Raw genomic sequence first — 23,411 nt, forward strand, 5'->3', positions numbered from 1 at the left:
GTGTCGCCGAAAAGACTCAGGCGAGCGTGCGTTCGACCATTTCGCGTGTGTTCTTCGACAGGTTCGGCAGCCTCGCGAGTTGTTCCAGCGCCGCTTTCGCGTGCGCTTGACGACCGGCGTCGAATCGTTTCCACGATTCGAAAGGTGTGAGTAACCGCGCCGCGAGCGCCGGGTTCAGCGGATCGATCTGTTCGGCCAGCGCGGCAAGGAAGCGATAGCCGCCGCCGTCGGCGGCGTGGAAGGCGCGCGGGTTGCGCATCGCGAACGCCGCGGCGAGCGAACGGACCCGGTTCGGGTTTTTGAGATTGAAGTCGGGATGCTGCCGTAGCCGCTCCGCGCGCGCGAGCGCATCGCCGCGCGGCGAGGAGGCCTGCACCGCGAACCACTTGTCGATGACGAGCGGGTTCTCTTTCCAGCGGTCGTAGAAGCGGCTCAGCGCATCGTCGAAGCTTTGGCTCCCCGAGGCGCCGAGCGCCTCCAATGCAGCAATCGTCTCGGTCATGCTGTGGGCCTGGTCGAAGGCCGCGGTGAACGTCTCAGTCTGTTGGGGCCCAAGCGACGCGAGCAGATCGAGCGCCGCAGCTTTGAGCGCGCGGCGGCCGGCGGCCTCGGCGCCCGGTGAAAACGGCGTTTCGCTCGGCGCGCGGGCGATGGGCTCGAGCCGTTCGCGCAACGTTTCCGCGACAGTGCTGCGAAGCTTTTCGCGCGCGGCGTAGAGCTGCTCGGGATCCGGCGCCGGCGAGGCGAGGATCAATTCGTTCAAGTCGGGCAGCCGCAGCGCCAACGCGGCGAAGGCGGGATCCTCCTGCGCGCGGTCCAGTTCGCGGCCGAGCGCCCTCGCCAGCGCGGGCGCGGCGTCCTTGGCTTCGCCCAGCAGGATGGCGCGGGCGATGCTTTGGCCGGCTTCCCAGCGCGTGAAGGCGTCCGGATCGTGCGCCATTTGCGCGAGGCGCTGATCCACACTGAGTCCGTCGTCCAGCGTCACCGGCGCGGAGAAGCCGCGCAGCACCGAGGGGATCGGTTCTTCGGTGACGTCGCTGAAGCGCAGCTTCGTGTCGGCTTCGTCGAGTACGACGTGATGCTTGATGCGCGAGATCGTGTCGCCCTCGAGTTTCGACGCGATGATCGCGCCGTCCGGAGCGATGAAGCCGATCTCGAGCGGGATCGGCGCGGGCTGTTTCACGCTCTGTCCGGGCGTCGGCGGCGTGCGCTGGCTGACGCTCAGCTCGTACGCTTTCGCTTTCGCGTCATAGACGCCGCGCACTTGGAGCGCCGGCGTGCCGGCCTGTTCGTACCAGCGCATGAAGTCGTCGAGCTTGCGGCCGGCGGCTTCCTCGAAGCAGCCGACGAAATCTTCCACTGTCGAAGCCGTGCCGTCGCGGCGCTCGAAATAGAGCTGCATGCCGCGGTCGAATGCGTCCGCGCCGATGATGCGCTTCAGCATGCGGATCACTTCGCCGCCTTTTTCGTAGACGGTGGCGGTGTAGAAATTGTCGATTTTCTGATAGCTCGACGGCCGCACCGGGTGCGCGAGCGGGCCGGCGTCTTCGCCGAACTGGCGTCCGCGCAGGCGTTTCACGTCCTTGATCCGCTGTACCGGACGCGAACGCTGATCGGCGCTGAATTCCTGCTCGCGATAGACGGTGAGGCCTTCCTTCAGGCAGAGCTGGAACCAATCGCGGCAGGTGATGCGGTTGCCGGTCCAGTTGTGGAAATATTCGTGGCCGACCACCGCCTCGATCGCTTCGAAGTCGGCGTCGGTCGCGGTTTCGGCGTCGGCCAGGATCAGCGACGAATTGAAGATGTTGAGGCCCTTGTTCTCCATCGCGCCGAAATTGAAATCGCGCACGGCGACGATGTTGAAGACGTCGAGATCGTACTCGCGTTGGAACGCTTCCTCGTCCCACTTCATCGCCCGCTTCAGCGCATCCATGGCGTAGCGCGCACGCGCTGAATCGCCCGGATCGACATAGATGCCGAGCGCCACATTGCGGCCGCTTCTGGTGCTGAAGCTGTCGTGGATCGACTCGTATTTGCCGGCGCAGAGCGCGAAGAGATAAGCCGGCTTCGGGTGGGGATCGACCCAGACGGCGAAGTGGCGCCCGCCCTCCATATCGCCGCTTTCGACCAGATTGCCGTTAGCGAGCAGGGTCGGGTAGGCGGTCTTGTCGGCTTCGATGCGCACGGCGAAACGCGCCAGCACGTCCGGGCGGTCGAGATAATAGGTGATGGCGCGGAAGCCCTCCGCCTCGCACTGCGTGCAGAAGCGGCCGCCCGACATATAGAGCCCTTCGAGGTGCGTGTTCGTCGCCGGCGAGATGCGGGTGACGATATCGAGCCTGAACGACGCTGGCGGATCGAGGATGACGAGCTTGCCGGGTTCGACACTGTAGCGCGACTGGTCGAGCAGCTCGCCATCGATAGCGACGCTCTGCAGTTCGAGCCGTTCGCCGTTCAGTTCGAGCGGCGCGCTCGCATCGCTCGTACGCCGAACATGGCTGCTCGCGGCGACCAGCGTCTGTTCCGGCTCGAGCGAGAAGACGAGCGCGATCTCGTCAATCAGATAAGCGGGCGGCTGATAGTCGGCGAGACGGACAGTGACGGTTTCGGCGTCGCGCATACTTTGGGCTCCGGCTGAAGCCCTGACATGCGCCGCGAGCCGCGCAAAATCAATGCGCGTTATTCAGCTGCGACGAACGCCGTCTCGCCGCGCGGCGCGCCTTGGTGGTAGATCGCCGCCAGCACCATTTCGGCCTGTTTCGCGAGATCGAGCATCTGGCCCGGCGTTTCGTGCGGATTGTCCTGCGCGAACTCGATCAGCTCACGCGCGACGCGCATCAGGCGCAGCGCATTGGCGATGACGCGCGCCTGGTGTTCCACGCGGTTCGGGTCGCGGTCGTACTCGGCCATCGGCACGCGCCAGCCGCCCCAATCCTTCTCGTCGGTCACGACGACCGGAAACGTGCCCGGATGCGGGTGGCGCGGATCGCGCGCATCGGCGGAGAGGCGGTTCACTGCGCGCAACACGCGCCAATTCTCGATCTCGATCAGATCCGGCTTTTCCGGCTCGCGGTCTTCGGCGGCCAGTTCGTGGGCCTGGAAGTCGCGGCCGAGGCCGGTGTCATAGGTGATGCGCAGCGGCTCCTCGACGCCCTTGACCCATTGCGGGTTCACGCTTTCGATCACCGCCCACGTCGCCACCGGCTTCACGTAGACGCGCTGGCCCTTATGGAAGACCGCCTTCGCCATGGACTTGCACCCCGAATTTCGAGCGGCGAGGCTACCGCATCTCGCTTTAGCCTTCGTGAAGAGGCGTTGACGCCAAGACAGTCTTTCGCGTCCTCCGCCCGCCGCGTTAAGGTGGCGCCAACCATAAGCCGGGAGGACGGCGTTGAATTTCGATTTTTCCGATGACCAGAAGAGCCTGAAGGATCAGGCGCGCAAGTTTCTCTCCGAGAAGGCGGGAACGAAGGCGACGCGCGGCGTGCTGGATGACGCGGCGAAATCCCACGATAGGGATTTGTGGCGCGCCGTCGCCGAAATGGGCTGGCTGGGCGCGGCGATCCCAGAGGAGCACGGCGGATTGGGGCTCGGCCGGCTGGAGCTCTGCGTTTTGGCGGAAGAGGTCGGCCGCGCCGTCGCGCCGATCCCGTTTTCATCCACGGTTTACTTCTTCGCCGAAGCTTTGATGCTCGCTGGTAACGGCGCGCAGAAGGCGGCGCACCTATCGAAAGTCGCAGGTGGCGAGACGATCGGCTGCTTCGCTTTGTCGGAGGGTCCGGGCGCGCCGACGGCGGCGTCGATCCAGACGAAGTTCGACGGCGCGTCCCTGAACGGCGCCAAGATTCCCGTGACGGACGGCGACTGCGCCGACTGGGCAGTTGTCGTCGCGAAGGAGGGCGCGGGCGTCTCGCTGGCGTTGGTCGATCTCAATCAGCCCGGCGTCATGCGCACGACGCTGAAGACGCTCGATCCCTCGCGCGGCCATGCGAAGCTCGAGTTTAAGAACGCCAAGGCCGAACGCCTCGGCGCCTCAGGCCAAGGTTGGGATCTGGCGGAAGCCGTGCTCGACCGCGCCGCGGTGCTGCTCGCGTTCGAGCAAGTCGGCGGCAGCCAGGCGTGCCTCGAAATGGCGACCGAGTACGCCAAGAGCCGCTACGCCTTCTCGCGTCCGATCGGCTCGTTCCAGGCGATCAAGCACAAGCTCGCCGATATGTACGTGAACATCGAGGTGGCGCGTTCGAACGCCTATTACGGCGCCTGGGCGCTTTCGACCGAGGCGGCGGAGCTGCCGTTCGCCGCCGCCGCCGCGCGCGCGGCGGCGAGCGACGCCTATTATTTCTGCGCCAAGGAAAACATCCAGACGCACGGCGGCATGGGCTTCACTTGGGAAGTCGACTGCCACCTCTTCTTCCGCCGCGCCAAGCTGCTCGCGCTGCAAGCGGGCGCCCCCGCGGTGTGGAAGGAAAAGTTGGTGAAGCGGCTGGAGCAGAGGAACGCGGCGTGAAAGCGTTGCGCGCGCTCGCAATTGTGTTGGGCGTCGTCATCATCGGCGGCGAACTCTTCCGCTCGTGGGGCGAGCGCGCCTGGGCGTGGTGGATCGACGACATTCTCGTCGGCCTTGCGCTCATCGCCACTGGCGCGTTGCTGACGAACGAGACGTTTGCTCGGCGAGCGCTGTTCGCCGGCGCCTGGGGCTTCAGCGTCGGCGTCATCTATATCAGCTTTTTCGACAAGGTGGTCGGACCCGTTTTGATGGGACCCGGCGCAGCGTTCAATCGGCTCAACGTATTCGTCGGTCTGACGCTGCTTGTCGCGATCGCAGGCTTCGTCGGCAGCGTGACGCTGCCGTTCAAAAACACGCATTGAGGAAATGACGATGGATTTCAACGATACGCCGGAGGAAGCCAAATTCCGCGCTGAAGCGCGCGCGTTTCTCGAAGCTAACGTGAAGCCGAAGAGCGCCGAGAGCGAGCGGATGTCGCGCAAGCTGTCGCCGGCCGAATATCTGAAGGCAGCGAAAGAGTATCAGCGCAAGAAGGCGGAAGCCGGTTTCGCCGGCATTACCTGGGCCCAGGAGCAGGGCGGGCGCGGCTTGCCGCCGATCTACGCCGTCATCTTCAACCAGGAGGAAGCGAAGTTCGATGCGCCATCGGCCCCGTTTTCGATCGGGCTCGGCATGTGCGTGCCGACGGTGATCGCCTTCAGCGATGAGGCCACCAAGGACCGCTACGTCGCCAAGGCGCTGCGCGGCGAAGAGCTATGGTGCCAGCTCTTCTCCGAACCAAGCGCCGGCTCGGACGTCGCGGCTTCGAAAACGAAAGCCGTGCGCGACGGCGACGACTGGATCGTCAACGGGCAGAAGGTCTGGACGACGGGGGCGCAATTCTCCGACTTCGGCATCCTGCTCGTGCGCACGAACCCGGACGTGGAGAAGCATAAGGGCCTCACCATGTTCATCGTCGACATGAAGGCCAAGGGCGTCGACGTGCGCCCGATCCACCAGGCCAATGGCGGGCGCGAGTTCAACGAAGTCTACTTCACCGACGTGCGCATCCCCGACAAAAGCCGGCTGGGCGAGCCGGGCATGGGCTGGAACGTCGCGCTGGTGACGCTGATGAATGAGCGCCTCGCCGTCGGCGGCTCCTACGGGCCCGACTACAAGGAGATCTTCGACTTCGCGCGCAGCATCAATGCGCCAACTGGCGAGGGGGCGCTGATCAAGGACGAAGCCTTCCGCCAGAAGCTGGCGGATTGGATCGTGCGCGCCGAAGGCTACAAGCTGGCGAAATTTCGCACCATGACAGCGCTGTCGAAGGGCCAGACGCCCGGTCCGGAAAGCTCGATCGGCAAGGTGATCAACGCCAACCAGATGATGGACATCGCCAACACCGCGATCGAGGCGCAGGATCATTACGGCGTCATCAATGACCCCGATCTCGCCCCGCTCGAAGGCGCCTTCCACCAGAGCTACATGTTCGCCCCGGGCCTCAGGATCGCCGGCGGCACCGACGAGATCCTGAAGAACATCATCGCCGAACGCGTGCTCGGCCTGCCGCAAGACGTGCGGGTGGATAAAGGTGTGGCGTTCAAGGATCTGCCAACAGGGAGCTGAGGGTTAAGCTGGCGCTCCTTTGCGCTTGCTGATCGCGGCATCCAGACTCCATGCGCCTGGGCCGGTGAAGACGAACAGCAGGAAGACGAAGCAGTAGAGAATGGCCGCGTCGCCGCCGTTGTTCACGGGGAAGAAGTTTTGCGGCGCGTGGACCATCCAGTAGGCGACAGCCATTGTTCCGGAAGCGAGGAAGGCGGCTGGTCGCGTGAACAGTCCGATCGTGATCAAGAAACCAGCGAGGAGTTCGACGATCCCGGCATAGTGGCCGGGACTCGCCAGCGCCAATCCAGCGCCGGCGGCGTCCCCGGCGGGGAAGCTCAGAAATTTTTGCGTGCCGTGTTCGGCAAAGATGAGGCCGCTGACGATGCGCAGAACGCCGAGCGCGTTGTTGGAATATTTGCTGAGACCCTCGAACATCGGCGCTGCTCCCGGAAATTATTCTGTCGTGCGGCCGTCGAAATGCTCTTGCTCGACAGCGTCCTTGTCTGCGGCGACGACGCCGTCTTCGTACTCGGGCGGGCCGTAAGGCGTGTGGAGCCTGAGCGGTTGTGTAGTGTTCCGCGCTGGGCGGAACGATGATCCCGTCATCATCCTTTACCTCGGTGCGCTCGCCGTCAATGACGACCCGCGCTGCGGCCGCTTTGGGAAGAATTGGTCGTGGTCCTCGTGCACTTCCGACCCGATGTCTTGACCTGGCTCCAGTGGAGAGCACGCGGCGGAAATCGGAGTTCTGGGTGGCCAGCATTTCAATACTTGTCGACGAAGCCGGTCATGGCTCTTGCGCGTGTTTTTTCAGGGCGCGGGAGCAATGCCGCTTGGCGTGAGAATGTTCCCGGCATCTTTCGGCGCGCGGCGGGCGTGACTGGCGTCATCGCGCTGGGGGCCGGCCGGGCGTATTCTGAAAATTCGGTTTCGTCCGGTTTGTCCGCGAACCTGGAGGTCGCAATGGCCCGTCTTCACAGCACTGCATCGACGATTTTCGCCGCGCTGCTAAGCACCACCGCTTTTTCCCTCAGCGGCGCCGCGCTTGCGCAAGCCAACCAGGCGCCCGTCGTACGCGAATATCAAACGGAACCGCCGGCGCGCCCGCGACCAAGAACGCGGCCATTGCGCGAGGGGGTCACCAATGTCGGCCGCGAACAGGACGTGATCCGCTATCCGCGCTTCATCGTTGAGGCGATGAGTTTCAAAGCGGTGGACGAAAGCGGGCGCGACATTCCGGGCACGTCCGACGAGGTCTTCGCGACCTTCGTGACCAGCGATCGCCGTCTGATGACGCGCAATTTTGAGGACGTAAACACCGGCGATCTCAGGGAATTCGATGCTCATCAGAGCTGCATCTGGCCAGCCGTCGATCCCGATGGCGAGGAGAACGGCCGTTGGGTCTGCGCGCCCCAGGGCGCACGGGGCCCGGTGCGGTTTTCGGTCACCCTTTGGGACGACGACACAGAGCTACCTCCCCACGGTTTTACCATTTGCGGTTCAAACGCCGATGGAACGGGCGGAGATTTGGCGAGATGTCCCGACGAGGGCGAGTCCGGCGAAAACGACATCCTGTTTCGTCATGAGTTCGCATACGAGGTCTCGGACATCCTACAGCGTCTCGATCCGAACTGCCGCTGCCTCGTGCAGACAGCGCGGGAGTCACGCGATAGTCTGACCACCTATGAGTTCACATTCCGCATCACCCGCGTCGATGACGGCGGCGAAGGTCCCGCGCTCGACGCCGATCCGGATGGCGCCAATCAACCCGTCCATCGCAGCGGCGCGCTGACTGCGGCGCTGAACCAGGCGTTCGAGTTTGACGTCGGCTCGATCGTTGCAACCGGCGGCGATTTCGCCTTCGCGCGCACCGGCGGAGTGTATCAGCTCGCGCCGCGCGGCAACGCGAAAATTTGGCTCGGCGGCAGCGCCGCGCGCGGCTATGCGGCGTGTTACGCGCAGCGCCTGTCCGCGAACTATGTCGCGACCGCTGTCGCCGTTCCCGCGGCGGGCCAGCACGCATGCTATCTGACCAGCGACGGCCGCGTCGGCGAAATGCGCATCACCAGCCTCATGCCCGGCTCGTTCGGCAGCGGCGGGACCTTGGCGCTGACGTACGCAACCTGGCAATGACGCGGAGGGGAGCGCCCGTTGACCGGCGCTCCCTAAATCAGTTCCTCGAACAGCATCTGTTCTTCCGCGCGCCAGCCTTCGATCTCCAGCATCTTCAGCTTTGTCGCGATGCCGCCATTGGCGGAAAAACCGACCAGCTTCATGTTCGCGCCGACGACGCGATGGCACGGCACGACGATCGCGAACGGATTGCGCCCGAGCGCCTGGCCGACGGCTCGCGCCGCGCTCGGGTCGCCGATGGCGCGGGCGATCTCGCCATAGGTGCGCGTCCGGCCCGGGGCGATGGCGCGCGCGGTTTCATAGACGCGGGCGTTAAAGGCGGGCGTGCGGCTCATGTCGAGCGTAATGGTGCGCAGCGATCTCTTTTCGCCGCGCAGCAGCGCCGCGATGTCTTCGATCGCGCGGGCGATGGCTTTCGGCGGCTCGACCTCGTCGGCGTTCGGGCAATGGCGCATCAGCCGCGTGCGCGTGGCGCTTTGGCTCTTCTCCGGCAGCTGCACGCCGATCACCCCGCGCGGCCCCCAGGCGATGCCGCAGCTGCCGATGGCGGTGTCGAACAGGGTGTAAGCGTGCATAGCGCCTCTTGAACGGGCCGACTCTAGTGACTAGAACATAAAGAGAACATGACTCCGCGTCTAGTCCCTCCGCTTCCGCCGGCGCAAGTCGTTACCGGCAACTTCGGCGCCGCCCCGGAGACAGGTTGGCAAGCGGCTGGCGCGGCTCTGTTTTCCGCTCATCTCGCCGCCATGGCCAGCCAGCCGTTGCATGAGCTGGGGCCGGCGGACCCAGGGGCCGAGCCGGCTGCGATCGGCTTTGCGCTCTGCCTCGCCGCCGCCTGGGCCGGCAAGTCGGGCACGATCTGGGCCGGCGAAGAGGGCGTGTTCGCCGAGGACGGCGCGCCTTACCCGCCCGGCCTTGCGCAATTCGGGCTCGATCCGGCCGGGCTCATCGTCGTCCGCGCCGGCAAGCGCGAGGAATGTCTGTGGGCGGCCGAGCAGGCGCTCTCGGCCCGCGGCGCCGTCGTCGTCTGCGCGCTCGGGGCGCGCGGCAAGCCGCTCGATCTCAAAGCCACGCGCCGGCTCTTGCTGTTCGCCGAACGCAACGGCTCGAAATGCCTGCTGGTGCGCCCGCTTGCGGACGCGAGCGCGGCCTGGACGCGCTGGCGCGTTTCGCCGGCGCCGAGCGAAGCGGAAGAGCGCGAACTCGGGCCACCGGCCTATAAGCTCGAACTCATACGCAACCGCGCGGGGCCGGCGGGGGCCCGCTTCACCATCGAATGGAACGCTCATGCCCGCGCTTTCAGAGAGCGCGACGTGGCTCGCGATCGTTCTGCCGCGTCTTTCGACGGACCGGCTGATCCGATCCGGGCGCGCGCCCGATAACAAGCCGCTCGCGGTCTATGCCAAGGAGGCGAACGCCTTTCTGCTGACGGGCGTCGACGCGCGCGCGTCCGCGCTGGGGCTGAAGCTCGCGATGTCGCTTGCCGATGCGCGGGCGATGCAGCCGCATTTGGCGGCGATCGAAGCCGAGCCCGAAGAAGACGCGCGCACGCTCGACAACATCGCCGCTTGGTGCGAGCGCTTCACCCCGATCGTCGTCGTCGATGCGCCTGACGGTTTGTTTCTCGACATCACCGGCTGCGCGCATCTGTTCGGCAGCGAAGCGGCGTTGCGTGACCAGATCGTCACCCGTCTCGCCGCCCAAGGCTTCGCCGCCCGCGCCGCACTCGCGCCGACGCCGGGCGCCGCCTGGGCGCTGGCGCGCCACAGCCGGGTCGCTCGCGCGTCGGCGGATCTCGTGCAGACGTTGGCGCCGCTGCCTGTGGAGGCGTTGCGTCTGCAAGAGGAGTCCGCCGCACTGCTGCGCCGGCTTGGGCTGAAGACGATCGGCTCGCTCCTATCCGCGCCGCGTTCTTCTTTCACCGCGCGCGCCGGCGAACGGGCGATGCTGCGGCTCGACCAGGCGCTCGGCCGCGCGCCGGAAGCTTTGAGCCCGCGTCGGCCGGCGCCGCCGGTGTTTGCGCTGCGGCGTTTCCTGGAGCCGCTGTTCAATGTCGAGACCATTCTGATCGCGACTGAACACCTCTGCGGCGACGTGATCGCGAAGCTAGACCGTCGCGGCGCCGGCGCGCGGCGCGCGGCTTTGCATCTGTTCGGCGTCGACGGCCGCGACCGTGTGATCGAGATCGGCGTCAGCCGGCCCGAGCGCGAAATGAAGCCGCTCCTCCGGCTCTTCCGTGAGAAGCTCGATCGGGCGGCGGAGAACCTCGACGCCGAATTCGGCATCGAAGCGGCGCGGCTCGATGTGGTTCAACTCGAACGCATCGAAGGCGCGGCGCGCACGCTGGCGGCCGTGGAGGATGCGGAGGCGGACGAAGACAAGATCGCTTCGCTTGTCGACGTGCTGAGCGTGCGTCTAGGCGCCCACCGCGTGCTGCGCCCGAAATTCAACGACACGCATCAGCCGGACAAAGCCGGCGCCTGGTGCGCGGCGCTTTCCAATCCTCCCGCGAGGGGGAGCGGGGGAGCACGCGCTCCGCGCGACGGCGTCATGCGCCGGCCGCTCACCTTGTTCACGCGCCCGCAGCCGATCGAAACGCTAGCCACCGTCCCGGACGGCCCGCCGATCCGCTTCCGCTGGCGGCGCGTGCTGCGCGAAGTGGCGCGCGCGGAAGGACCGGAGCGCATCAGCGGCGATTGGCTCGGCGGTCTGCCGACGCGCGATTACTACCGCGTCGAAGACAAGGAAGGCCGCCGCTACTGGCTCTATCGCGAAGGCTTCTACGGCGAGAGCGAAGAAACGCCGCGCTGGTTCGTGCACGGGTTGTTTGCATGATTCAGAAATCAGACGACAGAAATCAGAAGTCAGACGGCGCGCCCGTCAAATCCTTCGAAGACTTGCGCGTGTTCCAGCGTGCCTACGCAATATCGCTCGATGTCCATCGAGCATCGCTGGGTTGGCCACAGATGGAGCAATTCGCACTCGCGGATCAAGTGCGCAGAGCAAGCAAATCCGTCTGCGCCAATATTGCCGAAGGCTTCGGCCGTCAGCGCGGTTCAGGTGCGGAATTCAGGCGCTTTCTCAGAATGGCAGTCGGCTCATGTGACGAAATGCAGGTATGGGCCCACTACGCGTGGGATCTTGGCTGTCTCACCGAGCAGGAGGGCGTGAAATGGAAGCGTGAGTACGTAGAAATCGCCAAAATGCTCCGAGCGCTGTCGGATAGTTGGAAGTAAGCAATGCCCGCTTCTGACTTCTGTCTTCTGATTTCTGGCTTCCGCTCATGCGCGCGCTCCGAAGGAGCGCGCGCATGAGCTTCGCCGAACTCTGCGTCACCACGAACTTCTCCTTCCTCCGCAGCGGCTCGCATCCGGAGGAGATGGTGGAGCAGGCGGCGGCGATCGGGCTTGCCGGGATCGGCGTTGCAGATCGCAACACGCTCGCGGGCGTGGTGCGCGCGCACGTGAAAGCGAAATCGATCCGCGAAGAGAGGGGCGCGGCGATCCGCGTGATCGTTGGCGCGCGGCTCGCATTCCGCGATGGCGCGCCTGATCTGATCGTATATCCCAAAGATCGCGCCGCCTATTCCAATCTCACGCGGTTGCTCACGATCGGCAACCGTCGCGCGCCGAAAGGCGAATGCTGGCTCGATTTCGCCGATTATCTCGCGCATGCAGAAGGATTGCAGACGATCCTCGTCCCGAAATTCGCGCTCGGTGACGAACCGGACGCAATAAGGCCCTATCTCCGAGACATCCGTAACGCGACGGGCGAAGCGTGGCTCGCCGCGCCGTTCCAATTCGACGGTGAAGATCGCCGCCGCATCCGTCAGCTCAAAGCGCTTGCAGGCGAAGCCGGCGCGCGTCTCCTCGCCACCACCCAACCGTTGATGCACCACGGCGACCGCCGTCCCTTGCTCGACGTCGTCACCTGCATCCGCGAAAAGAAGAAGCTCGACGACGCCGGCGATCTGCTCGCAAAAAACGCCGAACGCCAGCTGAAGCCGCCGCAAGAGATCGAGCGGCTTTACCAAGATGCGCCGGAAGCAGTGGCCGAGAGCATCCGCTTTCTAGATGGCGTTACGTTTTCGATGGATCAGCTGCGCTACGAATATCCGGAGGAAACCTCCGAAGGCTTTGCCGATCCGCAGCAGGCTTTAGTGGCGCGCGCCTGGGCGGGGGCGCGGAAGCGGTATCCGGACGGCATACCGGAAAAGGTGCGCGCCTCGCTCGAGCGCGAACTCGGCATTGTCGGCCGCATGCGTTACGCCCCTTACTTTTTGACGGTGGCCGATATCGTCGATTTCGCCCGCTCTCCATTCGACAAAGACGGCAATCCGAAGGAGCCGATCCTCTGCCAAGGGCGCGGTTCGGCGGCGAACTCCGCGATTTGCTATTGTCTTGGCGTCACGGCGGTCAATCCCGCCAACAATGATCTTCTCTTCGATCGTTTCGTCTCGGAGGAACGGGGCGAGCCGCCGGATATCGACGTCGATTTCGAACACGAGCGCCGCGAAGAGGTGATCCAGTACGTTTACAAGAAGTACGGCCGCGATCGCGCGGGCCTCGCGGCGACGCTGATCTGCTATCGCGGCCGCAGCGCCGTGCGCGAAGTCGCCAAAGCGTTCGGCTATTCGGAAGACAGCATCGGCGGCATGGCCAAGATGCTGCATTGGTGGTCGCGCGGCGTGGAAGCGCGCGATCTGCGCGAGCATGGTTTCGACCTCAGCGATAAGCGCCTCGTTCAATGCATCGAGCTTTCCAATCAGCTGCAAGGATTTCCGCGCCACCTCTCGCAGCATGTCGGCGGCTTCGTGATCACGCGCGAGAAACTTCATGATGTCGTGCCGATCCAGAATGCAGCCATGGACGACCGCACCGTCGTCGAATGGAATAAGGACGACCTGGAGGATCTCGGCATTCTCAAAGTCGATCTGCTCGGATTAGGCATGCTGACTTGCCTGAAGAAGGCGTTCGATCTGTGCAAAAAGCACTATCCGGACGACAGGATCATCGCGCTCGATTCAACCGAAACCAACGATGAACGCGTCTATGCGATGCTGCATCGCGCCGATTCTATCGGCGTGTTCCAGGTCGAGAGCCGCGCGCAAATGTCGATGCTGCCGAGGCTCAAGCCGAAAGATTTCTACGATTTGGTGATTGAAGTCGCGATCGTGCGTCCGGGGCCGATCCAGGGCGGCATGGTGCATCCTTATCTCAAGCGCAGACAAGGGCTGGAGAAAGCTGCGGCGCCGAAGCCGGAGCTTTGGGAGGTGCTGAAACGCACGCTCGGCGTCCCGCTTTTCCAAGAGCAAGCCATGCAAATTGCAATCGTGGCCGCCGGCTTTACTCCGCCGGAGGCGGACAAGCTCCGCCGCGCGATGGCGACGTTCAAGCGGGTGGGGACGATCGGCACACTCAAGGCCAAGTGCATCGATGGCATGATCGCCAATGGCTACGAGCGCGAGTTCGCCGAAGCCTCGTTCGCGCAAATCGAAGGCTTTGGCGAATACGGCTTTCCGGAAAGCCACGCGGCGAGCTTTGCGATCCTCGTCTATGCTTCGTCCTGGCTGAAGTGTTATTACCCGGACGTCTTCGCGGCCGCGCTGCTCAACGCCCAACCAATGGGATTTTACGCGCCGGCGCAGATCGTGCGCGATGCTGTCGAGCACGGCGTCGAGGTTCGTCCGATCGATATCAACCACTCGGATTGGGACAATGTGCTCGAGCCGGGGCCCGCAGCATCGGAGCGGCTGCATTTTCGTCATGCGGAAATGCAGCGCGACATTCGTAGCGTCATGGCAATGCGCCTCGGCTTTCGGCAAGCGCGGGGACTGAGGGAGGAGGAGCTGAAGCAACTCGTGGCGCGACGTGGTCCCGGCTACGACTCCATCCGAGATGTCTGGCTGCGTAGCGATCTCCCGGTTTCCACGATCGAACGTCTCGCCGATCTCGATGCGTTCCGGTCGCTGGGGCTCGATCGGCGTGAGGCGCTTTGGATTGTGCGCGCACTCAATCGTACGGGCGGGCAAGAGGATTTGCCGCTTTTTGCGGTTCAGGACTCCAGAGCGACCGAGCCGGATTTCGATCTTCCGCCGATGCTGTTGGGCGAACACATCGTGGAAGATTATCGAACGCTTGGCTTGTCTTTGAAAACCCACCCGGCCGCCTTGATCCGCGACGAACTGACCGCGCGCGGCGCTATCAAGGCGGAGGATCTGAAACATGTGCGCAGCGGAGATCGCGTGCGTGTGGCTGGACTTGTGCTTGTGCGTCAGCGGCCCGGCACGGCGTCCGGCGTCATTTTCATGACGCTGGAGGACGAGAGCTGGATTTCCAACATTATCGTCTGGCCAAAATTGTTCGAGCAATATCGCCGCGAAGTTCTGGGCGGGCGTTTGGTGGCGGTCGACGGCCCCGTGCAAAAGGAGGGCGACGTGATCCACATCGTCGCCGAGCGCGTGCACGACTGGACGCCGCTGCTGGCCAATCTTTCAGCATCCGGCGCGGGAATCGACCCCGCGGGGCCTACCGACGAACCGCGCCGCGGCGGCGCCGAGGATGCGCGCCAGCGTCACCCGCGCAATGTGCGGATCAATTTGGATGTCTCATCAGCCGCCGCGAACGTGATGCCGAAGGGGCGGAATTTTCATTGAGGAGAGGTTTGCTGTCGGCCCGAAGCGGACATTCCTATCGAGGCGCGGGCACAGGCGTCGGATTTATTCGATCGAATTCGGGGCGGGAAATTTCCAACCAATTTGCGTTGGCTTCGACAAGCTGATGGCCGCCCACCGTGTTGGCGTGTTCCAACGCCAGTGCAGACAGACGCTCGCGAACTCTGGGAAGTGCTACGCTGCACGGGCCATTGACCTGAAGGGCAATTGCTTCGGGCGAAATCGTACCTTGCCGCAACATGTCGCCTAGCGCTGAGTAAACGAGACCTTGCATTGATCTTTGGTCACCTGCGCTGGCTCGCATGATATCGATACTCAGCGAGGATGGATCGTCCGAGGGAGTAAAGGACGAGCGCAGGTAACACACGCTGTCCGAAGCGCTCGTGGTCTTCTCAGCGAAAGCGGGAGTGGACAACGCGAGTGTGCTCAGCGCGATAATCGCTACTCTATTCATGGCGCTAACGATATCCACATGCGGGCAGTGAGCAAGTGGCCTCGTCTCCGCTCCGGCAAAAAATCGGACATCCTACTCGGCACGAACGCTAGCCGCGCCAGCGCGCGAAAATCGCCGTCGGCAGCAGCAGATCACGTCCCGCGTGCGGCAGCGCCATTTCGCCGGTCTGCCATTCGCCGTCGCTAAACATCTGCTGCGCCGTTTGCGCGAGTGCGAGGTAGGAGAGGCGCACCGCGTAGACCGTTGCGATCATGAAGCCTTTAGCGCTGGCGCGATCGTTGGGATCGGTGCGCAGCAAGGTCTGGCAGGCGTCGAGCAGTTCGGGGAGGTTCTCCTCCAGCCGCCACGTCTCGCCATTCGGGCCGCGGCCGAATTTTGGCGGATCGAGGATGACGCCGTCATAGCGCCGGCCGCGGCGGATTTCGCGTTTGACGAAGGCCAACGCATCGTCGGCGATCCAGCGGATCGGCGCGGTCTCCAAGTCGGCCTCGCGCTGGTTGTCGCGCGCCAAGCCGATCGCTTTCTTCGACGCGTCGACGTGCGTCACCTTCGCACCGGCCTTGGCGCAGGCGAGCGAAGCAAGCCCGGTGTAGCCGAACAGGTTCAGCACTTCAGGCTGGCCGCCGCGATGCGCCTTCAAGCAATCGCGCGCATAGCGCCAATGCACCGAGTGCTCGGGAAAGAAGGCGAGGTGCCGAAACGGCGTCGGGCGCGAGAGGAACGACAGATCGTCCCATTGCAGCGTCCAGCTTTGCGGCAGCTCGCGATTGAAGCGCCAGCGGCCGCCTTCATCGTCTTCGCCGCCCGAGCCGGTGAAGATCGCATCGGCGCTGTCCCACGCGCGCGCGGGCAAGGCCGGCGCCCACAGCGCTTGCGGCTCTGGACGCACGAAACGATAGGGGCCAACTTGCTCGAGCTTGCCGCCATTGCCGCTGTCGAGCAGCGTGTAGTCGCGCCAATCGTCGGCGATCAAAATCTCAGGCGCGCGCGCCGTCATATCCGCGTCTCCGCCATAGATCGTAAAGCATCACGCCCGTCGCGATCGCCAAATTCAAACTGTCGGCGCGCCCGCGCATCGGCAGCTTCACCAATTGATCGCAGGCCGCTTCCATATAGTCCGGCAAGCCGGATTGCTCGTTGCCCATCAGCACGACCGCTTTCGCCGGCGCCGGCGTTCCGGGGTCGAGCGGCCCGCCTTTCAGCGAGAGGCCGAACATCTCCGCGCCACGGGCTTTCTTGTGCCGCACCAACTCGTCGAAGGAGGCGCGCGCGAGCTTGACGGCAAATAGCGAGCCCATGCTGGCGCGCACGGCTTCGACCGAAAACGGGTCGCAGCCTTCGCCGACCAGCACGACGCCGGCCGCGCCGGTGGAATCGGCCGTGCGCAGGATGGTCCCGAGATTGCCGGGATCGCGGACGCCCTCGAGAGCGACGACGGTCTCGCCTTCGATCGACTCCAGCGGCGCGAGGTGCGGCTTGTAGGCGCCGATCACCGTCTGCGGATTGTCGCGTTTGCTGATCTGGGCGAGCAGCGTCTCGTTGGTCTCGATCGTCCGCACCCGCCGCCGCTCAGCCTCGTCGATCAATGCGCGAACCTGCTCGCGCGCCATCGCCGCTGGGGAGAACAGCAGGATCTCCGGCCAGACGCCGAGATCGGCCGCCTCGACGGCAAGGCGCGCGCCTTCGGCCAGAAAGAGCCCGCTCTCGGCGCGGCCTTTCTTCATGTGCAGGCTCTTCAGCGTCTTGATCAGCGGATTGGACGCGCTGGTGATCTGGTGCGCCATTCGTCTCTTTCGCGCGTTCGCCTTGGCGGGTGTTTCGGGTTTTCGCCTAGTTCTTGAGCCATTAGAAGGGCGTTAAAGCGGTTGAGGGGCGCACGCGGCGCGGGAAAGATGATCGGCCTGTTCTTGTCGGAGGTGATCCTGTTCATCGCGGCCGGCCTGATCGGCTTCGCCGTCGGCTGGCGCGCGTTCGCCATGATTTCCGGCGCCCGCGCCAAGGCCGAGGAGCGCGAGAACGACGAACTGCGCCATCTGTTGACCGACGCTCAGGTGCGGCGCGCCCGCGGCCCATGATGGACTATCCGGAACCTGAAACCGACGAACGGCTGCCGATCGCCCTGCTGATCGCGGGCAGCTGCGCTTTCATTGCGATGGTGCTGGGCTTGGCCGCGCCGCATGACGGCTCGGTCTGGCGCATGCCGCACGTGCTGGAAGAGCGCGTGGCGGCCGCGTTGACGAATGCGGGTTTTCCAGGGCTCGACATCGAGATGGACGGCCAGCGCGCGATCCTGCGCGGCATGGTCGAGAGCGAAGCTGACATCGAAGCGGCGCGGCGCGCGGCGCTGACGGCGGCCGGCGCGGGCGGCGCTTGGGCGGGCGGGGTCACCAGCGTCGATGCGTCGGGCGTGGCGGTCGGGCCGATCGAGCGGCCTTATGTCTGGTCGGCGCGGCGCGATGGAAACCGTATCGTGCTCTCGGGCGCCGTGCCGAGCGAGAACGTGCGCGCCGATCTCGTTCAGGTCGCGCGCGCGGTATTCACTAACGCCGATCCGGTGAACGAGATGCGCGTCGCCGGCGGGGCGCCGTCGCACACGTTCGCGCAAGTTGCGCGCGATTCCGTGCGCATGCTCGCGCGGCTCAGCGCCGGCGAAGTGCGCATCGTCGACACACAGATCGCCTTTATCGGCGACGGCGACCCGCAAAGCGTCGAAGCGCTGCGCGCGGCGTTCGAAGAGCCGCCGGCGCCGTTCCGTTCGCGGCTTGCCGTGACGATCGATGGGCTCGATGTCGAACACCCGGAATTGCAAGGACTCAATCTTGCCACGGGCGATGCGGAAACGTGCGAGCGAGCGTTTGACCGCTTGATGGAGCGCAACGTCATCAATTTCGCACCAAATTCGGCGACCATCGATCCGTCGAGCCGGCGCGTGCTCGATTCGCTCGCCTCGGTGGCGCTGCGCTGCGATCGCTTTGCGATCGAGGTTGCGGGACACACCGACAACCAGGGCGCGCGCGAGATGAACATGGAGCTATCGCGCGCGCGCGCCGACGCGGTCGCCAATTATCTCGCCTCGCAGGGCGTGGCGGAGGCGCGGCTCTCGGCGCGCGGCTATGGGCCGGACAATCCGCGGGTCAGCAATGCGACGCCGACCGGGCAGGCGATCAACCGGCGGATCGAGTTCTACGTCAGCGGAGCGCCGACATGATCTATCTGATCGGGCAATTGTCGATCTGGCTGTTCCTGACAGCGCTCTCGGCCGGCGTGGCCGGCTGGATTTATGCCGCGCAGCGGGGCGCGCCGGAACGGCTGGCGCTGCGGCGCGAACGGGATCGGCTGGTGCGCGATCTCGGGCGCCTCGCCGCGGGCGACGACAGTGCGGCCGCCGATCTGGAGGCCGAGCGCGCGCGCGCCGAAGCGGCCGACAGTCTCGCCCGCATCCGCGAAAGCCGCATCGCCGAACTCGAACACGCGCTCGAGAACGCGCGGGCGCGGGTCGACGAAGTCAGCGGCGAGGCGGCCGAACTGCGGCGGCTGGCGGAGCGGCGCGAGGCGGACGCCGAGGAGTTGGCGCGTCTGCGCGAACTCGCGGCCGCGCACGAGGCGGAGCGCGCCGCGGCGATCGAGGCGGACGCCGAGCCGGTGGAGGAGGAGGATGGCGCGCTGCTCGCCTGGCGCCTCCGCTATTTCGAACAGCGCGTGCGTTATCTCGAAGCGCAGCCGAACCATGTCGCGCCGGCGCCTATCGTCCAGGCGCCTGTCGCTGAACCGCTGGCGCCTTCGCCGCTGCCGGAGTGGCGGGCGCGGGAAGCGGCGGCGCGGGCGGCTTATCTGGAGCAGGAGTTGCGCGCGCGCGCTGCGCCGGCTGCAGCGGCGGCCGAACCGGAAGCGGAGCCGTTCGCTTCGGATGTCGATGTCGACGTGCTGTTGCGTTGGCGGCTGCTTTATCTCGAGCGGCGCGTGGCGCATCTTCAAACCCAGGCGGCGCAGGCCGAACCAGTGTCGGCGCCGGCGCGAGAAGCGGGACCCGATCCCGACCTGTGGAAATGGCGCGCGCGTTATCTCGAAGCGCGCGTGCGCCATCTCGAAGAACGCGCCGCCGCCGCGCCGGCGGCGGAGATGATCGCGGCGCCGGTCGAAGCGCCAGAAGCCCTAGCCGAACCGGCGCCAGAACCGCCCCCGCCTGCGGCGCCGGCGCCGGCGCCGCAGCGGCGCGTGAAACCGCCGGTGCTCGCGTCAGCGCGCAATGGCGCGCCGGACGATCTGACGCTGATCGACAGCATCAGCCTGATGCAGCAGACGACGCTCTATGCGCTCGGCGTCTATCACTACGATCAGATCGCGGCCTGGACCGCCGAGCACGTCGCTTGGATCGATCAGTATCTGCGTTTGCAAGGACGGATCGAGCGGGAAGAGTGGCGCGAGCAGGCGGACGATCTCGCCCGCGATGGCCCGGCCGCGGCGCGGCGCATGTTCGAAAGCGAAGAAGCCTGAACCGCGCTCAGTGCAAAGCGGGCGGGGTGATGCGCACGGTCTCGCGCGTGCCGTCGCGGCGGGTAATGAAGACTTTGCTGTAATCGGGACTGGCGGTCGCCTTCGATCCCGTCGCCTTGGCGAGCGCGATCTCGCGCTCGGCGCGTTCGCGCAGGGCGTTCACGGTCTGGCTCGTTTGGCTCATGCGGTTCCTCCTGGCGAGAGAGTTGAGGGCGGCGAGGGCGGCGTCAACTTACGGTTTGCGTCAGGCATGCGCCGGCGCCCGCGGACGAACGGGTTCGGCGCGGCGTTGAGGGTGAGTTTTGCGGACGTGCGTACCGCAAGATCAGGAGCTGTCGTCGAAGGCGGCGACGGCGCACGCGGGTTCGATAAGTTGAACCGCGAACGCCGCCGGCGCGGCGAGGATCGGCCAAAGCCGGGTAAGGCGCCGGCGCAGGCGCCTGGCGACGATCGACGCGTACTGGTCGAGGTGATTTAGCGCATGGATCAGCACGCCGATGCGGGCGGCAAGATCATCGCGCTTCAGCATCCGCCGCACGCGCGCCCCGATCACGGCGCGGATGACGGCGCGAGGCGTGCGGTCGTAGCCGCGATAGTGAAAGTTGAAACGGCTCTTGGGCCTCTGGCGCGCGAGATCGGCGGCGCGCACGATGATCAGCTGCCGGACCATGTGGGTGAGCCCGGCGAGCGACATGCGCGGGCCGCGCCGACGCGCGTGGCGCTGCGTGAACGGCGCGTCGGCGAACAGCACTTGCGCCATCCACGTCAGCATCGCCAGCGCCCAGGCAATGAGCCTGGCGCGGCGATGAAGCGAGAGATGGCGTTTGGACATGTGCATGGGCGCCATTATACGGCGCCCAGGGCGCGGTCGGATTGATTTTGCGCCGCTCGTTTGAATTCAAGCGCTTGCGCGAGAAAACGCATGGATAGAGGAGAGTGTTATCCTCCTCTTGGGAGCGCATCCGCACGCGTTGGCGCTGCACGTACGTGATTCCGGACGCACGGAGCGCGATCCGGAATCAACGGCTACGAGCTGTGCTGGTTGCCCCTGGGTTCGTTCTCAGCTGCGCTGAGCCCCGGAATGACGAAGCCTCTAACTCGCGTTACCGGTGCGCGCGTCCAGTCAACACCCCGCGATCACGACCGCGAGCAGTTCGGCGCCGTGGCGTTTCAGTTTGGCTTCGCCGATGCCGGGGACGCGGGCGAGCGCGGGCATGTCGGCGGGTTTGGCGCGGACGATGGCGGCGAGGGTGGCGTCGTGGAAGATGACGTAGGGCGGCACGCCGTTCGCGTGCGCGGTTTCGCGCCGCCAGGCGCGGAGCGCCTCGAACAATTTGGCCTCTTCGCCTTGGAAATCCCGCTTGGCGGCGCTCTTCGCGTCGCGTGAGGCGCGCCGCTCTTCCTTGCTGCGGCGCGTCGATTTCGCTGCTTCGCGCATGCGGATCACGCGCTCCTTGCGGAAGATCGCGCGCACCGCCTCGTCGTCGCCGACGGAGAGCGTCGGCCGCTCACCGTCGCCCTCGCTCAGCACGCCTTCGAACAACAAATGCTCGATCACGTTGCGCCAGACGCTCTCGTGCTGATCGGCGCCGATGCCGAATGTGGTGCGTGATGAATATTGCTCGTCGAGCTGATCGGCCGCCTTGCCGAGCAAATGGTTCACCACGCGTCCACGCCCGAAGCGCTGATCCATCCGCATCACGGCCGAGATAGCTTTCGCCGCCATTTCGGTGGCGTCGATCGAGACCGGCGGATCGGTGCAGATGTCGCAGACGCCGCACGGTTCTGCGTTCTCTTCGCCGAAATAGCGCCGCACGCCGGCGCGGCGGCAGGTGAGGCCGTCGAGATAGGCGAAGAGCTGGCGCGCCTTCTTGATCTGCACGGCGCGCACTTGCTCGCCGGCGTTCGACTGGTTGGCGAACATGATGGCGCGCCGCAGATCGGCGGCGCTGTAGATGCAGAAGCCTTCGGCGGTTTCGCCGTCGCGGCCGCCGCGGCCCACTTCCTGCCAATAGGCTTCGATGCTCTTCGGCGAATCCGCGTGGATGACGTAGCGCACGTCGGGTTTGTCGACGCCCATGCCGAAGGCGATGGTGGCGACCATGACGACGTCGTCTTCTTCCTGAAAGCGGTGCTGGCGTTCGGCGCGAAGCGATGCGTCGAGGCCGGCGTGGTAGGCGAGCGCGGGGATGTTCGCGCGCTGCAGGTTCTCGGCCGTCTTCTCGACATTGTCGCGCGTCGCCGCATAGACGATGCCGGACTTGCCGCGCCGCGCCCGGACCAGGTCGAGAATGCGATCTTGCGTCTTCGCCGGCTTGCGCTCCGCGGCGAGCACGAGATTCGGGCGGTCGAACGAAGCGATGAAGCTCTTGGCGTGTTCAAGTCGCAGCTGGGTGCGGATGTCGGCTTGGGTTTTGAGGTCCGCCGTCGCGGTCACCGCCATGCGCGGCGTATTGGGGAAACGGTCCGCAAGCGCGCCGAGGGCGCGGTAGTCGGGCCGGAAGTCGTGACCCCATTGGCTGACGCAGTGCGCTTCGTCGATGGCGATCAAAGCGATCGGGCATTGCTGCAGAAAGTCGAGCATGCCGCCCGCCATCAGCCCTTCCGGCGAAACGTAGAGGAGGTCGAGTTGGCCTTCGCGCGCGGCGGAGAGCCAATTGTGGCGCGCCTCGCGGTCGAGCGTTGAATCGAGCCGAGCGGCGGCGACGCCGGCGGCGCGGAGCGCGGCGACTTGATCCTGCATCAAAGCGATGAGCGGCGAGACGACGAGGCCGACGCCGGGGCGCAGCATCGCCGGGATCTGGTAGGTGAAGCTCTTGCCGCCGCCGGTGGGGAGGACTGCCATCACGTCGCGGCCTTCGAGCACTTCGGCGATGACGTCGGCCTGCAGGCCGCGGAAGTCGTCATGGCCGAACACGCGGCGCAGGATGTCGCGGGCGGCGGTGAGATCGGGGTGAGTCACATGCGTTGAGCTACACGGAATGGGTCGCCCAACCAAGCGACTCCCCGCCCCCTTGCGGGGCGGGGTTGGGGGTAGGGGTAACGGCGGCGCCCGTGCAAATGCTGGCGCGCTGCGGTTCACGTCATTCGCGCTGTCGCTTCGGCGGCTATGTACCTGGCGACTGTGACGGCGTGTTTGATGACTTCTTCATTCCGAAAGCGCAGCACACGGTAGCCTCGGCCCTCGATCCAGGAGCGACGTCTTGCGTCGCTCCGTGCAACGTCCGGTGCATTATGGGCGCCGCCTTCGAGTTCGACGACGAGCTTTGCTGCGTGGCTTGCGAAGTCGACAATGAACGGGCCGAGCGGCGCTTGTTTGCGAAAGTGCGCCTGCTCCGGCGCAATGCGGCGCAGTGCGCTCCACAGTTCTTTCTCCGCAGGCGTCATCTGCTTGCGCGATCGCCTTGCCATCGGCACGGCGCGATCGGATTTCTGCCGCGCTGCGACGCCCGGCGGTGTGAGTCATCCTTTCGTTCTGTCGCTCATTTGCACGAGACTATTGCGACTACTTGCAATTGTCATCGTGCGTTTCGTTCTGCGGGGTGCACCGCCGTCACCCC

22 protein-coding genes are annotated in these 23,411 nt (G+C 65.4%); 11 read left to right on the top strand and 11 right to left on the bottom strand.

The features are described 5' to 3' along the window. Positions 1–16: 16 nt before the first annotated feature. A complete protein-coding gene (pepN, locus tag VEA80_RS17095) occupies positions 17–2,620 on the bottom strand; it encodes an aminopeptidase N (RefSeq protein ID WP_325061987.1) in 2,604 nt (867 codons plus the stop codon). Positions 2,621–2,679: 59 nt separating this feature from the next. Further along, positions 2,680–3,249 carry a hypothetical protein gene (locus VEA80_RS17100; RefSeq protein ID WP_325061988.1) on the bottom strand — a complete coding sequence of 190 codons (570 nt, stop codon included), beginning with the start codon at positions 3,247–3,249 and terminating at the stop codon, positions 2,680–2,682. Between the two features lie 142 nt (positions 3,250–3,391). Between VEA80_RS17100 and VEA80_RS17105 the strand changes: the two genes are divergently transcribed. From VEA80_RS17105 to VEA80_RS17115, 3 genes are read left to right on the top strand one after another with little or no spacing between them, the layout of a single operon-like run. Further along, complete coding sequence (locus tag VEA80_RS17105) at positions 3,392–4,507, top strand: acyl-CoA dehydrogenase family protein (protein WP_325061989.1); 1,116 nt, start codon at positions 3,392–3,394, stop codon at positions 4,505–4,507. Next, complete coding sequence (locus VEA80_RS17110; RefSeq protein ID WP_325061990.1) at positions 4,504–4,869, top strand: hypothetical protein; 366 nt, start codon at positions 4,504–4,506, stop codon at positions 4,867–4,869. Before VEA80_RS17105 ends, VEA80_RS17110 begins: the two co-directional genes overlap by 4 nt. A gap of 10 nt (positions 4,870–4,879) precedes the next feature. Further along, on the top strand, positions 4,880–6,115 hold the full coding sequence (locus VEA80_RS17115; protein WP_325061991.1) for an acyl-CoA dehydrogenase family protein: 1,236 nt from the start codon (positions 4,880–4,882) through the stop codon (positions 6,113–6,115). Positions 6,116–6,118: 3 nt separating this feature from the next. Here the strand turns inward: VEA80_RS17115 and VEA80_RS17120 are convergent, their stop codons facing one another. Continuing rightward, positions 6,119–6,532, bottom strand: a complete 414-nt coding sequence (locus VEA80_RS17120; protein ID WP_325061992.1) for a DoxX family protein — start codon at positions 6,530–6,532, stop codon at positions 6,119–6,121. Positions 6,533–6,550: 18 nt separating this feature from the next. After that, entirely contained in the window at positions 6,551–6,706 is a 156-nt protein-coding gene (locus VEA80_RS17125) for a hypothetical protein (protein WP_325061993.1), read from the bottom strand. 354 nt (positions 6,707–7,060) lie between these two features. Between VEA80_RS17125 and VEA80_RS17130 the strand changes: the two genes are divergently transcribed. Further along, positions 7,061–8,230, top strand: coding sequence for a hypothetical protein (locus VEA80_RS17130; RefSeq protein WP_325061994.1), 1,170 nt, complete (start codon positions 7,061–7,063; stop codon positions 8,228–8,230). A gap of 32 nt (positions 8,231–8,262) precedes the next feature. Here VEA80_RS17130 and VEA80_RS17135 read toward each other — a convergent pair whose 3' ends face one another. Continuing rightward, on the bottom strand, positions 8,263–8,805 hold the full coding sequence (locus tag VEA80_RS17135; protein WP_325061995.1) for a methylated-DNA--[protein]-cysteine S-methyltransferase: 543 nt from the start codon (positions 8,803–8,805) through the stop codon (positions 8,263–8,265). A 48-nt stretch (positions 8,806–8,853) separates the two neighbouring features. Between VEA80_RS17135 and VEA80_RS17140 the strand changes: the two genes are divergently transcribed. The 4 genes from VEA80_RS17140 to VEA80_RS17155 all read left to right on the top strand — a co-directional run bounded on the left by VEA80_RS17140 (position 8,854) and on the right by VEA80_RS17155 (position 14,885). After that, the gene (locus tag VEA80_RS17140; protein ID WP_325061996.1) at positions 8,854–9,612 is read left to right on the top strand and encodes a hypothetical protein; all 759 of its coding nucleotides are present in this window, start codon (positions 8,854–8,856) and stop codon (positions 9,610–9,612) included. After that, positions 9,518–11,065 (top strand): DNA polymerase Y family protein, encoded by a 1,548-nt coding sequence (locus VEA80_RS17145; RefSeq protein WP_325061997.1) that lies wholly within the window; start codon positions 9,518–9,520, stop codon positions 11,063–11,065. Before VEA80_RS17140 ends, VEA80_RS17145 begins: the two co-directional genes overlap by 95 nt. Next, the gene (locus VEA80_RS17150; protein WP_325061998.1) at positions 11,062–11,466 is read left to right on the top strand and encodes a four helix bundle protein; all 405 of its coding nucleotides are present in this window, start codon (positions 11,062–11,064) and stop codon (positions 11,464–11,466) included. Before VEA80_RS17145 ends, VEA80_RS17150 begins: the two co-directional genes overlap by 4 nt. A gap of 74 nt (positions 11,467–11,540) precedes the next feature. Next, positions 11,541–14,885, top strand: a complete 3,345-nt coding sequence (locus VEA80_RS17155; RefSeq protein WP_325061999.1) for an error-prone DNA polymerase — start codon at positions 11,541–11,543, stop codon at positions 14,883–14,885. A 560-nt stretch (positions 14,886–15,445) separates the two neighbouring features. Here the strand turns inward: VEA80_RS17155 and VEA80_RS17160 are convergent. Both VEA80_RS17160 and VEA80_RS17165 read right to left on the bottom strand, forming a co-directional pair. After that, positions 15,446–16,354: a class I SAM-dependent methyltransferase gene (locus tag VEA80_RS17160; protein WP_325062000.1), complete on the bottom strand. Its 909-nt coding sequence runs from the start codon at positions 16,352–16,354 to the stop codon at positions 15,446–15,448. After that, positions 16,335–17,141: an RNA methyltransferase gene (locus VEA80_RS17165; RefSeq protein WP_325062001.1), complete on the bottom strand. Its 807-nt coding sequence runs from the start codon at positions 17,139–17,141 to the stop codon at positions 16,335–16,337. The genes VEA80_RS17160 and VEA80_RS17165 overlap by 20 nt, the downstream gene beginning before the upstream one ends. 108 nt (positions 17,142–17,249) lie before the next feature. Here VEA80_RS17165 and VEA80_RS17170 point away from each other — a divergent pair, with 108 nt between their 5' ends. Genes VEA80_RS17170 through VEA80_RS17180 form a run of 3 tightly spaced genes read left to right on the top strand, consistent with a single transcriptional unit; the run spans position 17,250 to position 19,851 of the window. Beyond that, the gene (locus tag VEA80_RS17170) at positions 17,250–17,432 is read left to right on the top strand and encodes a hypothetical protein (RefSeq protein WP_325062002.1); all 183 of its coding nucleotides are present in this window, start codon (positions 17,250–17,252) and stop codon (positions 17,430–17,432) included. Continuing rightward, complete coding sequence (locus VEA80_RS17175; RefSeq protein WP_325062003.1) at positions 17,429–18,565, top strand: OmpA family protein; 1,137 nt, start codon at positions 17,429–17,431, stop codon at positions 18,563–18,565. Before VEA80_RS17170 ends, VEA80_RS17175 begins: the two co-directional genes overlap by 4 nt. Then, positions 18,562–19,851, top strand: a complete 1,290-nt coding sequence (locus VEA80_RS17180) for a hypothetical protein (RefSeq protein ID WP_325062004.1) — start codon at positions 18,562–18,564, stop codon at positions 19,849–19,851. Before VEA80_RS17175 ends, VEA80_RS17180 begins: the two co-directional genes overlap by 4 nt. Positions 19,852–19,858: 7 nt before the next feature. On the opposite strand, the gene VEA80_RS17185 is transcribed toward VEA80_RS17180, so the two are convergent. The 4 genes from VEA80_RS17185 to VEA80_RS17200 form a co-directional block, all read right to left on the bottom strand. Next, positions 19,859–20,035, bottom strand: coding sequence for a hypothetical protein (locus VEA80_RS17185; protein ID WP_325062005.1), 177 nt, complete (start codon positions 20,033–20,035; stop codon positions 19,859–19,861). Between the two features lie 141 nt (positions 20,036–20,176). Beyond that, the gene (locus tag VEA80_RS17190) at positions 20,177–20,683 is read right to left on the bottom strand and encodes a hypothetical protein (protein ID WP_325062006.1); all 507 of its coding nucleotides are present in this window, start codon (positions 20,681–20,683) and stop codon (positions 20,177–20,179) included. Positions 20,684–20,974: 291 nt separating this feature from the next. Further along, complete coding sequence (gene recQ, locus VEA80_RS17195) at positions 20,975–22,813, bottom strand: DNA helicase RecQ (protein ID WP_325062007.1); 1,839 nt, start codon at positions 22,811–22,813, stop codon at positions 20,975–20,977. 116 nt (positions 22,814–22,929) lie between these two features. Continuing rightward, positions 22,930–23,262: an endonuclease domain-containing protein gene (locus tag VEA80_RS17200; protein ID WP_325062008.1), complete on the bottom strand. Its 333-nt coding sequence runs from the start codon at positions 23,260–23,262 to the stop codon at positions 22,930–22,932. Positions 23,263–23,411 lie beyond the last annotated feature (149 nt).

Origin of the sequence: Vitreimonas sp., assembly GCF_035627415.1 — a bacterium.
GTDB lineage: Bacteria > Pseudomonadota > Alphaproteobacteria > Caulobacterales > Aquidulcibacteraceae > Vitreimonas.

Coding starts and splice junctions, on each gene's coding strand:
- VEA80_RS17140 (WP_325061996.1), top strand. CDS start 8,854: ATGACTCCGCGTCTAGTCCCTCCGCTTCCGCCGGCGCAAGTCGTTACC.
- VEA80_RS17170 (WP_325062002.1), top strand. CDS start 17,250: ATGATCGGCCTGTTCTTGTCGGAGGTGATCCTGTTCATCGCGGCCGGC.
- VEA80_RS17150 (WP_325061998.1), top strand. CDS start 11,062: ATGATTCAGAAATCAGACGACAGAAATCAGAAGTCAGACGGCGCGCCC.
- VEA80_RS17165 (WP_325062001.1), bottom strand. CDS start 17,141: ATGGCGCACCAGATCACCAGCGCGTCCAATCCGCTGATCAAGACGCTG.
- VEA80_RS17145 (WP_325061997.1), top strand. CDS start 9,518: ATGCCCGCGCTTTCAGAGAGCGCGACGTGGCTCGCGATCGTTCTGCCG.
- pepN (WP_325061987.1), bottom strand. CDS start 2,620: ATGCGCGACGCCGAAACCGTCACTGTCCGTCTCGCCGACTATCAGCCG.
- VEA80_RS17135 (WP_325061995.1), bottom strand. CDS start 8,805: ATGCACGCTTACACCCTGTTCGACACCGCCATCGGCAGCTGCGGCATC.
- VEA80_RS17120 (WP_325061992.1), bottom strand. CDS start 6,532: ATGTTCGAGGGTCTCAGCAAATATTCCAACAACGCGCTCGGCGTTCTG.
- VEA80_RS17200 (WP_325062008.1), bottom strand. CDS start 23,262: ATGGCAAGGCGATCGCGCAAGCAGATGACGCCTGCGGAGAAAGAACTG.
- VEA80_RS17155 (WP_325061999.1), top strand. CDS start 11,541: ATGAGCTTCGCCGAACTCTGCGTCACCACGAACTTCTCCTTCCTCCGC.
- VEA80_RS17115 (WP_325061991.1), top strand. CDS start 4,880: ATGGATTTCAACGATACGCCGGAGGAAGCCAAATTCCGCGCTGAAGCG.
- VEA80_RS17125 (WP_325061993.1), bottom strand. CDS start 6,706: ATGATGACGGGATCATCGTTCCGCCCAGCGCGGAACACTACACAACCG.
- VEA80_RS17180 (WP_325062004.1), top strand. CDS start 18,562: ATGATCTATCTGATCGGGCAATTGTCGATCTGGCTGTTCCTGACAGCG.
- VEA80_RS17185 (WP_325062005.1), bottom strand. CDS start 20,035: ATGAGCCAAACGAGCCAGACCGTGAACGCCCTGCGCGAACGCGCCGAG.
- VEA80_RS17190 (WP_325062006.1), bottom strand. CDS start 20,683: ATGTCCAAACGCCATCTCTCGCTTCATCGCCGCGCCAGGCTCATTGCC.
- VEA80_RS17130 (WP_325061994.1), top strand. CDS start 7,061: ATGGCCCGTCTTCACAGCACTGCATCGACGATTTTCGCCGCGCTGCTA.
- VEA80_RS17100 (WP_325061988.1), bottom strand. CDS start 3,249: ATGGCGAAGGCGGTCTTCCATAAGGGCCAGCGCGTCTACGTGAAGCCG.
- VEA80_RS17175 (WP_325062003.1), top strand. CDS start 17,429: ATGATGGACTATCCGGAACCTGAAACCGACGAACGGCTGCCGATCGCC.
- VEA80_RS17160 (WP_325062000.1), bottom strand. CDS start 16,354: ATGACGGCGCGCGCGCCTGAGATTTTGATCGCCGACGATTGGCGCGAC.